This window comes from Brevundimonas sp., from assembly GCF_051860745.1.
GTDB lineage: Bacteria > Pseudomonadota > Alphaproteobacteria > Caulobacterales > Caulobacteraceae > Brevundimonas.
Genome location: NZ_JBHYDN010000006.1, coordinates 26219 through 40217, shown reverse-complemented (window position 1 = coordinate 40217; position 13999 = coordinate 26219). Strand labels below are relative to the sequence as shown.

9 protein-coding genes are annotated in these 13999 nt (G+C 67.1%); 2 read left to right on the top strand and 7 right to left on the bottom strand.

All coding sequences use genetic code 11. The features are described 5' to 3' along the window. Window positions 1-100 precede the first annotated feature (100 nt). The gene (locus ACTIEW_RS08755) at window positions 101-478 is read left to right on the top strand and encodes a hypothetical protein (RefSeq protein WP_439477527.1); all 378 of its coding nucleotides are present in this window, start codon (window positions 101-103) and stop codon (window positions 476-478) included. A gap of 118 nt (window positions 479-596) precedes the next feature. Next, a complete protein-coding gene (locus tag ACTIEW_RS08750; RefSeq protein WP_439477641.1) occupies window positions 597-2087 on the top strand; it encodes a replicative DNA helicase in 1491 nt (496 codons plus the stop codon). A gap of 3 nt (window positions 2088-2090) precedes the next feature. On the opposite strand, the gene ACTIEW_RS08745 is transcribed toward ACTIEW_RS08750, so the two are convergent. From ACTIEW_RS08745 to ACTIEW_RS08715, 7 genes are all read right to left on the bottom strand, one after another. Further along, window positions 2091-5273 carry a discoidin domain-containing protein gene (locus ACTIEW_RS08745; protein ID WP_439477526.1) on the bottom strand — a complete coding sequence of 1061 codons (3183 nt, stop codon included), beginning with the start codon at window positions 5271-5273 and terminating at the stop codon, window positions 2091-2093. Then, on the bottom strand, window positions 5270-6094 hold the full coding sequence (locus ACTIEW_RS08740) for a carbohydrate ABC transporter permease (RefSeq protein WP_439477525.1): 825 nt from the start codon (window positions 6092-6094) through the stop codon (window positions 5270-5272). The genes ACTIEW_RS08745 and ACTIEW_RS08740 overlap by 4 nt, the downstream gene beginning before the upstream one ends. Next, window positions 6091-7023, bottom strand: coding sequence for a carbohydrate ABC transporter permease (locus ACTIEW_RS08735; protein ID WP_439477524.1), 933 nt, complete (start codon window positions 7021-7023; stop codon window positions 6091-6093). Before ACTIEW_RS08735 ends, ACTIEW_RS08740 begins: the two co-directional genes overlap by 4 nt. After that, entirely contained in the window at window positions 7020-8294 is a 1275-nt protein-coding gene (locus ACTIEW_RS08730; RefSeq protein ID WP_439477523.1) for an extracellular solute-binding protein, read from the bottom strand. Before ACTIEW_RS08730 ends, ACTIEW_RS08735 begins: the two co-directional genes overlap by 4 nt. Continuing rightward, complete coding sequence (locus ACTIEW_RS08725; protein WP_439477522.1) at window positions 8291-9736, bottom strand: glucoamylase family protein; 1446 nt, start codon at window positions 9734-9736, stop codon at window positions 8291-8293. Before ACTIEW_RS08725 ends, ACTIEW_RS08730 begins: the two co-directional genes overlap by 4 nt. 94 nt (window positions 9737-9830) lie before the next feature. After that, window positions 9831-12809: a TonB-dependent receptor gene (locus ACTIEW_RS08720; protein WP_439477521.1), complete on the bottom strand. Its 2979-nt coding sequence runs from the start codon at window positions 12807-12809 to the stop codon at window positions 9831-9833. Beyond that, entirely contained in the window at window positions 12809-13897 is a 1089-nt protein-coding gene (locus ACTIEW_RS08715) for a LacI family DNA-binding transcriptional regulator (protein WP_439477520.1), read from the bottom strand. Before ACTIEW_RS08715 ends, ACTIEW_RS08720 begins: the two co-directional genes overlap by 1 nt. Window positions 13898-13999: the final 102 nt, after the last annotated feature.

The following is a 13999-nucleotide window of genomic DNA, read 5'->3' as shown; positions in this document are numbered from 1 at the left end:
AGTGAGTGATCGGGCGCGTCCAGTTGGGCGCGCCCTTTCTCTTGGCCGCTATACAGCCGCAAAGTCGCGGCCAAGCTTGGCCGCCCGGGGAGGATAGACCATGAAGAAGTTCGCGCTCGTTGTCGGCCTGGCCGCCTGTCTGGTTGTCGGGCCCGCCTCGGCCCAGTCCAACATGACGCTGGAGGACTTCGTCACCCGCGCCAATCGCATCCCGCTGAACCCGACCGCCATGCTGCGCCCGGACGCCCACCGGCTGAAGGGAGAGGCGGAGCGCGCCTTCCGGACCGTTGGGCGCGAGATTCAGGACGCCCGAACCGCGGGGCGCTCCCCGCCCGCCTGCCCGCCGGAACGCATCAATCTGGACGCGCGCCAGCTTCTGACGTTCCTCAACGGCATTCCCGAGGCCCGGCGTGAGCGGATGACCGTCACCGACGGCATCCGGAACTGGATGCGTTCGCGGTACCCTTGCGGAAGCTGAGCCGTTAACTGTTCCGCCTACGGAATTCCGGAACGTCCACAGCGGCCCGAATCTGTCCCCGACCAAGCCTGCGTCCGCGACTGACGTAGGGGCGATGCATGGGTAAGACATGACCCCGATGAACGCCTTCGCCCCCGTCCAATTCCCGTCGCCGATGGACTCCGGCTCCATCCCGTCGATGCCGCACAACCTGGAGGCCGAACAGGCGCTTCTGGGCTCGTTGATGTTCGACAACGCCGTGTTCGAGCGGCTGTCCGACCGGCTGCGCGGCTCGCATTTCTACGAGCCCTTCCACCAGCGTCTGTACGAGGCGATCGAGGACCATATCCGCCAGGGCATGCTGGCCGAGCCGACCATTCTGATGGAACGGTTCAAACTGGACCCCGCCTTCCAGGAGTTCGGCGGCCTGCGCTATCTCGCCGATCTGGTCGACCGCGCCCCGCCGGCCGCCAACGCCCCCGACTATGCGCGCGTGGTCTATGATCTGGCCCTGCGCCGCGACCTGATCCGCATCGGTGGCGAGATCGTGCGCGAGGCGCCCCAGCCCGAAACCGCCGCCATCGACCAGATCGAACAGGCGGAGCAGCAGCTCTACACCCTGGCCGAGACCGGCAAGCCGTCGTCCGGCTTCGTCAGCTTCTCCAGCGCCCTCAGCGGCGCGGTGCAGATGGCGGCCGAGGCGTATCAGCGCGACGGCAAACTGGCCGGACTGGCCACCCATCTGACCGATCTGGACTCCAAACTGGGCGGCCTGCATCCATCCGACCTGCTGGTGCTGGCCGGCCGCCCGTCGATGGGCAAGACCGCGCTGGCCACGAACATCGCGTTCAATATCGCCCGCAACTACCGCTGGGAGCCGACGCCCGAGGGCCGCAAGACGGTCACCGGCGGGGTGGTCGCCTTCTACTCGCTGGAAATGAGCGCCGAACAGCTGGCCATGCGGATTCTGGCCGACGCCTCGGGCGTGTCGTCGGACAAGCTGCGCAAGGGCGAGATCGACGCCGCCGACTTCGGCCGTATCCGCGAGGCCGCGGTCGAGATCGGCGAGAGCCCGCTGTTCATCGACGCCACCGGCGGCCTGTCGATCTCCAAGCTCGCCGCCCGCGCCCGCCGCCTGAAACGGCAGGAGCACGGCCTCGACCTGATCATCGTCGACTATCTGCAACTGATCACGACCGGCGAGAGCAACAACCAGAAGAATCGGGTGCAGGAGGTGTCGGAAATCACCGGCGCCCTCAAGGCTTTGGCGAAGGAACTGAGCGTGCCGATCCTGGCCCTGTCGCAGCTGTCGCGTCAGGTCGAGCAACGCGAGGACAAGCGGCCCCAGCTGTCCGACCTGCGCGAATCCGGCTCGATCGAGCAGGACGCCGACTGCGTCATGTTTGTCTATCGCGAGAGCTACTACCTCGGCCGCGCCGAGCCGCGCGAGGGCTCGCCCGAACACCTGCAATGGCAGGAGGACATGGACCGGCTGGAGCACCAGGCCGAGGTCGTCATCGGCAAACAGCGCCACGGTCCGATCGGCATCATCAAGCTCAGTTTCGACGCCAATACGACCAAGTTCGGCAACCTGGCCCAGGGCCAGAGGTACGAGAACTACGGAGACTGACGCCTACCGCATCTCGACCCGTCGCGCGCCCGCCGGGATCGCCAGCTCAGACCCGGACCATTCCGCCATTTGCCCGTCGATCCGCACCCGCGCCGGCGGCGTCTCGCCCGCGGGCCACTGGATGACGAAGCCGCCCGGCGGCGTGACCTGTCCGTCCAGCGTCAGCAGATAGCCCGCGCCGTCCTCACGCAAGTTGTAGGTCAGCGGGCCATAGGCGGTGCGCACGCCCGCCACCCCTACGCCCTCGCCTTCCAGCCACGCCGTCGGGACGCCCGCCGCGAGCACCAGCGCATGATCGCGGTCGCGCTCATAGACCAGCAGGTCCAGGGTCGAGCGGATATAGTCCGAGCTGATCCAGGCGTGGGGCATGTCGCCGATGAAGCGCGGCTCGCGTTCGTCGCGGCCGACCACCTCGGCCCAACCGTTCCAGGCCCGCGGACGCATGTCGGCAAAATAGAAATCGAGGGCGCGCAGGGCGTCCCCACGGCGCCCAAGACGAACCAAAGCCCCGACATTGCGCAGCTCATAGGGGGTGTAGTCCCGCCACGCCTGCCGGTTCGCCTGCCGGGCCGTGAAATTCTCCCACCATTTATCAAAGGTCCGCCTCAGCAAATCCTGCGGCAGGTCGTCGATCAGCCCGGCGGGCGACAGGGCGATGGTCGTCGAAGTGGCGTCGAAATCACCGCGGTCGGCGGCCCCGGCGATCCAGTCGATGCCGTGCACCCAAGCGGTCGCCTCGATCGAGGCCATGATGTCGGCGCCAAACTCCGCCTCGGCGGCGCGGATGCGGGCGGCGGCCGCCGTGTCGCCCAGCGTATCGGCGATGAAGGCGGCGTCGCGGTAGCCGAGCAGGCCCCAGAAGTCGTCCCAGTAGCTGTAGGCGATCCGGTCCGAGTAGCCCTCGTGGCTGATCGTGGGCGGCAGCAGGCCGTACAGGTGGCGCTGATCGGCCGCTTCGAACGCGGCCGTCCGGGTCGAGGTGCGCAGCGCGTCCATATAGCCGATGGCCGCCTGCACCTGCGGCCAGACCTCGCGCAGCAGGGCCTCGTCGCCGGTGTAGCGATACGTCTCGGCGGCGAGAAAGACGAACTCGCCGTGGCTGTCGTTCTCGGGCACCGGATCGGCGCCGCGGAAGTCGACGCAGCACGGGACCTTGCCATTGTCGAACACGAACGGGGCGTACCAGCGCAGATAGTCTGCCGACAGATCGGCGTGGCCCAGCCGGTTCAGCCCCTCGGCCATCATGGCGCCGTCGCGGATCCAGCTGCGGTTATAGGAACGCGTGCCCGGCTGCAGGATTGGCCCCTGCCGCGACATCAGCATATGGGCCAGCGAGGCGCGCATGACGTCCTCGATCCGCTGCTGCGCCGGCGGCAGGGTCAGGTCGAAACGGTCGAGTTTCTCGCGCCACGCGGCGGCGACGCGACCTCGAGCGGCGTCGAGCGTCCCCGCCACGTCGGCGACCGGCGCAAGATCGGGGGTCGGCCCGGCGAGGCGGGCGACAAGGCCGACCGTCCGCGCCTCTCCCGGCTGCAGCGCGACGTCATACAGCAGGGCGCCGGCCATCAGCGTGCTGCGGTCGGAGTCCACATGGCGCCCGGCCGGATCGCGGCGGCGGACGGCGGCGGCCAGCAGACTCTGCGGGTCCGCGCCGCCCGCGAACGTCGCCAGGGCCACGGCGTCGGGAGCCGCCAGGCCGCTGATGCGGATGGCGTCGTTCAGCACCAGGGTCGCGCCGTTCCAGTCGATCTGTTCGATCGGTCCGACGCCGCCCGGAATAGCGAGGAACTGCGATGGTCCATTGACCTGGAACGGCCGCGCCATCAGCGCCAGGGTCAGGGTCCGGGGCCGGTTCGAGGTGTTGGTCAGGACGTACTGGCCATACAACTGCGCCTGCTCCGGCGTCCCCTCGGCGAAGGCGGTGACGGCCAGGGTCCAGTCGTCGAAGCTCCAGGTCACCGTTGGGATCGGCAGGTCGCCGTCCTGAAGGCTCTGGCTGATCTCGACATCCGCCCAGGTCGTCAGCCGCCCGTTGTCCAGCACGAACGGCTCGATCGACGGCCCGCCACGGCGCAGTTCGATGGCGCCGTCCTCGCCGATCAGACCGCTCTCGCCGCCGCCGTCGACGCCGACCAGGGTCCAGTAAGGCTGTTCCCCGACGAACCCGCGCGGATAGAGACCGCGCCGGCTCTCATCGGCCACGGCGCGCATGAAGGTCGTAGGCGTCTCACCGAACGACAGGGGCTCGATCTCGAGAGTGTTCAGCGCATAGGCGCCAGCCGGCCGGTCGGCGCCCACAGCGGCCTGCGGCGTCCGCAGGTCCAACCTGAGCCATCGTGCGGATGCCTCCGGCGTCCGCAGCCAGTCAACGCCGCCGTCGCCGTCGTCCACCACCGCCAGATCGCGCCAGGTCTCGCCGTCGGAGGATGCCCGCAGTCGGTAGGCCGAGGCCGCCGCTCGCTCCGCCCAGCGCAGGGTGACCCCGCCGAACTCGCGCTCATAGCCAAGGTCCAGCGTCAGGCTTTGCTCACCCGACCCGGCCGAACGCCAGGTCGTCGCCGGATCGTCGTCCACCGCCCGCGGGGCGACATTCAGCCCGTCCTCGCTGGTCGCGCTGGCGACTGGCCTCGGCGGGACCGAGGGTTCAGGCGGCAGTTCGCGCAGCTCCAGCTGGTCGACCTCGATCCAGCCCGCCCCGCCCTCGCCGGCCGTGACCACGAACTCCAGCCGCTCGGCGCCGCGGAAGGTATGGTCCGGGTTCGGGCCCCAGGCGCGGGTGATCTGGCGCTTCTTGATGGTGTAGCGGTTCCAGTCCGGCGTCGCCTGGAAGCCGCGGATCTGGCGCCAGTGAACATTGTCGCCCGAGGCGTCGGCGAATTTGATCTCCAGCGTATTGGGCGCCATCTCGCCGCGCAGCCAGAAGCTGATCTCATAGTTGTCAGGAACGTCCAGATCGATGGCGCGCGCCGCGAAGGCGTAGCCGGACCGGCCGTTAAAATCATAGCTCAGCCGCATGGCCCGGCCGTCGTGGCCCGGCACGGCGGAGATGGCCGAGGAGACGTCGGTCGAGGCGTCGGCGGTCCACGGCGTCAGGGTCTCGAACGGGTCGAGAACGCGCGGGGACTGGGCATGGGCGGCGGAAGCCAGCAGCGCGAGCGCACCTGCGAGAACGGCGAGCCCCCTCATCCCTTCACGCTCCCCGCCAGCATGCCGCGGATGTAGTAGCGTTGCAGGGCGAGGAAGAGGATCAGGACCGGGGCCACTGTTATGACGGCGCCGGCCATCATCATCTCGATGTCCTGCACGTGCTCGCGCGATAGCGCCGCCAGAGCCACTGGCAGGGTGTAGTTGGACTGGTCCGTCAGGATGATCAGCGGCCACAGGAAGTCGTTCCAGCTGCCGAGGAAGACGAACAGCGCCAGCGTCACGACGATCGGCTGCAGTGTCGGCAGGACCACGCGGCGGAAAATCTGGCCCTCGGAGGCTCCGTCGATGCGCGCGGCTTCCAGCATCTCGTCGGGGATGCTCAGGGCGTACTGGCGCACCAGGAACAGGCCGAAGATCGAGGCCAGCCACGGCACAAGGGCGCCCGCATAGGTGTTCACCAGCCCCATCTGTTTGAGCATCAGGAACAGCGGCAGGGTGCCGATCTGGGCGGGCACCACCAGCGCCGCGACCAGCAGCTGGAACACCTTGTCCCGGCCCTTGAAGGCCAGTTTGGCGAAGGCGTAACCGGCCGGCACGGTGAAGGCCAGCGCCAGCCCGGTGGCCATCGAGGCAAGGGCGAAGCTGTTCCAGAGATAGCGCCCCATCCCCTGCGTCAGGAACAGGTCGCGATAGTGGTCCAGCGTCCATGTCTTCGGCAGTAGCGGCGGCGGGAAGACCGCGGCCTCGCCGGTCGCCATGAAGCTGACCGACACCATCCAGGCCAGCGGAAACAGAACCAGCAAGGCGATGAAGGCCACCGCGAGGTTCAGCAGGATGGTTTTGACGGTCCGGGCCTTCATTCGTAGGCCCCCATCCGCTTGGCGACCGCCAGCTGCACCAGGGTCACGGCCAGGATGCAGAGGAACAGCACGAAGGCGACGGCGCTGGCGGAGCCGAGGTTCCACCATTTGAAGCCTTCTTCGTACATGAAGTAGAGCACCGTCACGGTGGACTGGGCCGGTCCCCCCTGCGTCATCACATAGGGCTCGGCGAACAGCTGGAAGAAGCCGGCGACGGAGATGATCGAGACCAGCAGCAGGGTCGGAGCGATGGCCGGCAGGGTGACGTGTTTGAACTGCTTCCACGAGCCGGCCCCGTCAATGCGCGCGGCCTCGTACAGGTCGTCCGGCACGGTCTGAAGAACGGCCAGGAAGATCAGCATATTGTAGCCGAAAATCTTCCACACCACGAACATCAGGATGGCCGGGATCGAGGTCGAAGGCTGGCCCAGCCAGTCGACGGCGGGCAGGCCGAGGCTGGAGATCGCCCAGTTGATGATGCCGTAGCGCGTGTGCAGTAGATAGTTCCACAACACCGCCGTGGCCACGAGGGTTGTGACATAGGGGGCGAAGAACATGACCCGCCACAGCGGCCGCCACTTCACCACCCGCGCGTTGAGGATCACCGCCGCGCCCAGCGAGGTGATGATCGACAGCGGCACGCCGATCACGGCGAACAGGCCGGTGTTCTTCATCGCCGTCCAGAACAGCGGATTGCCCAGCAGCCGCTCATAGTTCTGCAGACCGACGAAGCGGACATTGCCGATGTCGGCCAGGGCGTAGATGTCGAAATCGGTCAGGCTGAGCAGCAGGGCCGAAAACACCGGCACGGCGAAGAAGACGGCGATGGCGATCAGGGCCGGGGCGACGAAACCCCAGGCCGCCCGCTCGCGGGAGCGCGACGTGCCGGCCTTGCGGACCGGTTTGCCGATGATCGTGGCGGCGGTCACGTCGCCCTCCCCTGTTCGATCATCCAGCGGCGCTTCTCAAGTAGCCGGTCGGCGCGGCGGTCGATCTCGGCGGCGGCGGCGCGGGGCGCGTACTCGCCGCGCACCATCCGCTCAGCGACGATCTGCATCTCGGTGACGATCCGCTCCCACTCCGGCACCTTGGGCACGGCCTTGGCCCGCGACAGCTGACCCTTGAAGGCGGCGATATAGGGATCGTTGGCCACGGCGGGCGTCGCCCAGGCGCTCTCGCGTGCGGGCAGGTTTCCGGTGATGCCGTTGAAGCGCGCCTGCACCGCCGGATCGGACAGGTAGCGGACCAGTTTCCACGCCGCCTCCTGGTGGGGCGAATGGCGATAGACCACCAGCGACGACCCGCCCGGCGCGGACGCCCCCGGCCCGGTCGGTCCCGGCACGCCCGAGGTCATCCAGCGCGTGGTCGGCTTCAGCCGGTCCTTGAACTCGCCGATGGTCCACGGGCCAGAGAAGTAGAAGCTGAACCAGCCGCGTTCGAACTCGGTCCAGACGTTGGAAATCTGGGTCGAGGACGCGACCGGGGCGAGGCCCTCGTCGAACAGGCTCTTGTAGAACTCCAGGGCGGCGATGAAAGAGGCGCTGGAGAAATTCCCGCGTGTGTCGCGGTCGCGCAGCAGCGGCTCGGCGCCCTGCAGGCCGAAGGTCAGCAGCTGTTCGAACTCATTGACCGGCAGCAGGACGGCGTAGGTTCCCGGCCCGGCCACGCGCTTGACCGCATGCATGGCGGTCTTCCAGCCGTCCCAGGTCTGGGGCACGGCGTCGAACCCGGCCCGTTCCAGCATATCGGAGCGGTAGTAGATCAGCCGGGTGTCCACATACCAGGGCGTGCCCATCACCTGCCCGCCGATCCGGTTGGTCTCCAGCACCGCGGGAAACTGGTCGGTCAGCAGGTCGGCGGCGAAGGCCGGCGTCGGGCTGATGGCGCCGATGGCGGCCATCTCGGACACCCAGGTGTTGCCCACCTGGCTGAGGTCCGGCAGCGAGTTCCCGGCATAGGCGGTCAACAGTTTCGAATGGGCGGCGGTCCACGGCAGCGCCTGGACGTTGACGGTGATTCCGGGGTTCAGCCGTTCGAACTCGGGCAGGATCTGCGGGACGTTGGTCGCCTCATTGCCCATGGCCCAGAACGCCAGCCGCGTCGTTCCGTCGTCGCGTCGGCCGCACCCCGCCAGACCGGACACGGCGCCCCCGGCCAGAAGGCCGAGCGTTGCGCGTCGATCCGGGCGGAGAACCGTCATACGGCGTCCAGCCAGCCGCCTGCGAACCCGGCCCGCTTCAGGCCGCGCGTCAGATTGGGCTCGCCGCGCATAGGCCGCCACACAGCGTCGGAGCGGGCGTTCTCGGTCATGATCACGATCGGCCCCTGGTCGATGCCCAGATAGTCGCCGTCGACCCAGCCCACGCCCGGCACGATCCGTCCGTGCTGCAGCCGCCCCTGCCGCTCGGTCAGCGTCGGGTTGAAGGAGTCGAGGAAGCCGAACTCGGTATAGATGCCGGCGCCGTAGCGGGCCTTCATCGCTTTCAGGCAGGCGGTGACCTCGGCCGGGGCGAACGGCATTGAGGCCATCGCCGCCGTGGGCGCGATGGTGCCGTCGTCGCGGTCGCCCGGTCCCCGTGCCGAATAGCTGAAAAACTCCCGCTCGCGCCCGCTGATGACCTGTTTGAAATCGCCGGGCCCGTCGCAGGCCGTAAGGCCCCAGACCTCGGCCGAATAGCCGGCCCAGCCCATGGGATTGTCAGCGGCGTATTTCCGCTGCGCCGCAACGGCGCGCACGCTGTTCTCGAAATAGTCGAAGGCGCCGATTTCGGCCGATTTCGCCCGCATCCACGGGTCGCGAATGCCACGGAAGTCGACATACATATGGCTGTACTGGTGGCCGAACAGCGGGGCGAAGGCCAGGTGTGGGGGACCCCAGCGGCCGGTCCAGCTGCGATCATAGACGCTGCACCACTCGTCCCAGACCGTGGCAGGAACCGGATGGGTCGCGCTGCCGATGGCCAGCAGCAAGACCAGCATGCCCTCGTTGTAGACGTGCCAGTCGGCCTCGATGAAGCCGGTCTCCGGATGCCAGCCCATCGAGATGCGGTTAGGCCGCACCATGACCCAGTCCCATTCGATCCGGTCGTAGACGGCCTGGGCCAGACGCCGGATCTCAGCCTCGTCAGCGTGGTCTCCGTCGAACCAGCGGGCGGAGAACAGCATGCCGGCCACCAGCAGGGTGGTGTCGACCGTCGACAGCTCCGTGCGGCCGAAGCGGTGGCCGGTCTGCATGTCGAGGAAATGGTAGAAGAAGCCCTTGTACCCGCCGACGCCCGTGGCCTCGGGGCCCTGGGGCAGGTCGTGGAAGAAGCGGACGGTGGTCAGGGTGCGCTCGCGCGCCTCGGCCCGGCTGATCCAGCCGCGCTCGACCCCGATCGGCCAGCAGGTCAGGGCGAAGCCGACGGCGGCCACCGACGAGAAGGATTCGGTCGGCCAGCGGTCGGGCGTCAGGCCGTTGGCCCGGTTGGTGACATGGGTGAACCAGCGGAAGGTGCGTTCCTGCAGTTCGTCGATCTCGGGATCAATCGTCGGCGGCGTCGGGCTCATAAGGTCGAGCACCTGTTGCACCGCGCAGCCGGACAGCCCCAGGGCCGCCGCGCCGGCGACCGTGGAACCCATCAGAAACCGGCGACGATCCATGGGCTCCATCCTCATACTCTAACGCAAGTCCGTCAAAAAAGTCGGCCGCCCCCCGGTCAGGATCCGGGAGGCGGCCGTCAGGCACGTGGAAGACCTACCAGCGGTAACGCAGGCCGAGTTGGAAGCTGCGGGTGGGCAGGTATTGGTTGTTGGGAACCCCGTAGTTCGCCGAGCAGAGGCACTGTTCGAAGCCGTTGTAGTTCTCGAAGTTGAACACATTGATCGCGTCCAGGATCACCTCGACCGACTGGCCGTTGAACACCTGAAACTCCTTCGTCAGCCGCAGGTCGATCTGACGGAAGGAGAAGGCGTCCGTGAAGAGGAAGTCCTGTCCCTCTGGCCGGCCGCCGTTCCAGCAGATGTCCGGATTGGACGCCGTCGGGCAGACGAACTGGTGGAAGGGCAGGCCCGATCCAAGGGTCAGGATGCCTGAAAGGCGGAAGTCGAACGGCAGGGCGACGATGCCCGAGGCCACGATCCGGTGACGTTCGTCCTGGTTGGTCGGGAAGGTCGGCGACAGGCCCGGGCGGTTGTAGTCGAAGTCGAAGCCGGTGAGGCCGCCATCCCGGCTGCCGTTACGCTCGGACTCCGACAGGGTGTAGGTGAACTGCATCCCCCAGCCGCTGTCGGTGTCGAACGGCTTGTCGACCGTCAGATACATGGCGCGGAAGGTCTGTTCGGCGTCGTTGTTGCCGAAGAAGATCAGGTTGCGGAACTCCGGATGCCCAACCGAACCCGGGGTGGGGCCGGAGAAGCGGTCGCCCGTCTCCGAACCGGCGTTGGCGATGTACCAGGCGAACAGGTTCTCGGTCTTGCCGTAGGCGAAGGTCAGCGCCGTCTGGAAGTCGCCGAACTTCTGGCGAATGCCGAAGTTGAACTGGTCGGTCCGCGGCGGCTCCATGTCGTTGTTGATCAGGAAAATTTCGCCCGAACCCGGTGTCGCGGCCAGCAGCGGATCCAGCCCGGCCGGAGTCAGATAGGTCGGGTTCCAGGCGACGGTGTTGACGCCGCCGCGCATGCCGCCGGCCACGGAGAAGAAAATCTCCTTGTTGAACTGGAAGGGCTTGAAGCGCTCGTCGAAGGCGAAGTTGAAGCCGACCCGGTCGTAGTAGCGGCCGGCGCCGCCGAAGATCACTGTCCGCTCGTCGTCGAACACATCGAACGAGAAGCCGATGCGCGGCTGGAAGGCGCCGGCGAAGGCGTCACGCCCGTTGGTGATATAGTCCGCCGGGTTGAAGTAGGACGGGAAGTCGTAGCCCGGCAGGGCCTGAATGGCGTTCAGCGTGTCGCGGATCGCCGTCGGCGTCACATAGTCGTTGTTGACCGCATTATCCTCGTAGTCCCAGCGCAGGCCGAGATTGACCTCCAGCTGGTTGGAAATCTGCCAGTCGTCCTGGATGTAGACGCCGAAGACATTGTTATCGACGTCGGCCGGGGCAACGTAGGCACCCAGTTCGACGCGGACCGGGATGTCGCGGCTGCCGTTGATCTCCGGACGCGCATCGACGTCGAAGATGAACTGCGGGTTCCGGCCGAACTGCTTGTTCACATACATGTTCTGGGCGGAGAATTTCACGCCCATCTTGATGGTGTGCTGGCCGTTCCATTCGATGTCGTTGAACGTCAGGTCATCGCGGAAGGTGAAGCTGCGCTGGCGGATGTCCTGGTTGTTGCTCTGGCCGCCGGTGTTGAACACCGTGTCTTCGCGGTTGAACACATTGTACTGGAAGCCTGGCAGCCCGCCATTGTCATCCCGGAAGATCACATAGGACCGGCCGTAGTCCGAGAAGTTCAGCGCCGTCGGGTTGTAGGTGTACTCATAGAAGTCGAATTGGGCCTCGTTCAGGAAGCCGTCCCCCTGGTACTGGTGGCGCAGGACGACCGAGGACACATCGGTATTGATCTCATTGGCGCGGCTGTAGGCGTTGTTGCCGCCGAAGTCGCGGATATCGGCCTCGGTGCGGTAGGTGGCGCTCAGGTCCAGCCTCTGGCGGTCGTCGATCGACCAGGACAGCTTGCCGAAGAACAGATCTTCCTCAAACGGAGCTTCGAACACGCCTGTGTCGGCGCCGAACAGCGGCGCATAGGCCGAGCGGAACAACTGCACGGCGTTGTAACGGGTCTCATCCTTGCGCTCATAGGCGGCGAAGAAGTGGAGCCGGTCCTCGATGATCGGTCCGCCGACCGAGCCGCCGTACTGCAGTCGCTCCACGCCCACGGGGCGGTCGCGGAAGTCATCGGAAGTCCAGTCGCTATCCTGGTAGGTGATGAAGGCGTCGCCGGTCAGTTCGTTTGTGCCCGAACGCGTCACCGAGGTGATGATCGAGGACGAGGCCTGCTCATACTCGGCCTTGAAATTCTGGGAGATGACCCGGAACTCCTGGATGGCCACCTGCGGGAAGGGGTTGCCGCGGCTGTCGTCCTGACCGCCGACGCCGCCGTCAATGATGGTCGACTTCTGGTTCTGGCCGTCGATGAAGACGTTGATCGCCGAGGCGCCCTGGCCGCCGGCCGAAATGGTCCGTTCGGTCTCGCCCTCGGTCACCCGCACGCCGGGCGCGAGCGCCGCGAAATTCAGGAAGTTGCGGCTGATCTGCGGCAGGTTGTTGATCTGGGTCTGGCTGACGTTGGTCGCGACTTCCGAGGTCCGCACCTCGAAAATGCGGCGGCCGGTGACGATCACATCGTCGAGTTCGGATGCGTTCGCGTCAGTGGAACCGGTTACAACAGGGGCCACATCAAGATCGAGCGTGGCGACCTGGCCAAGGGCGATGGTGATCAGGTCCTCGACGGTCTGGCCGTCCGCCGTGGTGACGTTGATCCGATAGGTGCCGGGACGCAGACCCGAGAGCACATAGCCGCCGTCATCGCCGATCCGGCCCCGGCTGACATAGCCGGTGGCGACTTCGGTCGCCGTGATGCTGCCGCCGGTCTCGACCGCCTGGCCTTCATAGATCGTCCCCCGGAGGGTGGACGTGGCGCCCTGGGCCGAGGCCCCGCCGGCGCAGGCCAGCGAGACGGCCATGGCGAGAGCGGACGCCGCCCCCAGATACTGGATGGATTTGCGAGTCATCAGGAATTCTCCCCCTTTAGAGATGGCGTTTCGGCAAGGGCGCGAAGGCGTCCGCCGGAGTTGGATAGAACGGAATGGGCTTGGTTCTGTGTCGCCGGGTGGCTTGACGGGCGTACGACCAGTTCGGGGCGCACGATCTCGCAGGCGGTGTCGGCGACGGCTTCGCCCGCTGCGTTGATGAGGCGGACGAGGCGCTCGAGCGCGCTGCGGCCGGTTTCGGCGATGTGGATTCTCAGGGTGGTCAGACCGGGCCGGACCAGGCTCGCGATCGGGACATCATCGAAGCCGATGATGGCGACGTCCTCAGGGACGCGCAGGCCCCCGTCCTGAAGCGCCAGCATGGCGCCTACGGCCATGTTGTCGTTGCCGGCGAAGACCGCGTCCGGGCGCACCTCGCGCCGCGCCAGTTCCACGCCTGCGGCATGGCCGGACGACTGGGTGAACTCTCCCTCGATGACCGACGGCGGCAAGCCCGCCCGCGCCATCGCCTGGAGATAGCCGGCCAATCGGGCCTCGGCTTCCAGGTTGCCGGCTGGTCCCGAGATGTGAGCGATGCGACGACGGCCCGTGTCGACCAGATGCTCGACCGCCAGGATAGCGCCGCCGTGATTGTCGACGACGATAGAGGGGCGACCCGCGTCGGCGCCGCCGTTCATCAGCAGGATCGGCGTCCGCCCCGCCAGGCCGGCGGCCAGGTTGGCGGCGTCCAGATGGGGCGACAGAACGATCAGGCCATCGACCCGACCGCGCATGGAGCGAATGGCGCCGGAGGCTTCCTCCGCGTTGTCATGAGAGCTGGAGACGATCAGATGATAGCCCAACGACCGGGCGGCCACGTCCATGCCGCGGATCAGTTCCGAGAAGAACTCGCCGTACAGGTCCGGCAGGATCACGCCGATCGTCTGGGTCTTGCTGGTCGACAGGCTGCGCGCGCCCGAGTGGGGCACATACTGCAGCGCCTTGGCGGCCTCGAACACCCGCTTCTTGGTCGCTTCGGTCACCGGCCCGGCGCCGTTCAGGACACGCGAAACCGAGGCGACGGACACTTCCGCCCGTTCGGCGACATCGCGGATCGTGGCGGCCTTCATGCCACCGCCTCCACGCAGATGTGCTGGATCGCCCTCGGCGTCAAAGTCCATCCTCCCTGAGCGCTTCCAGTCCCGGCCCGCTTGGCGCGGGTCCGTCCGAAA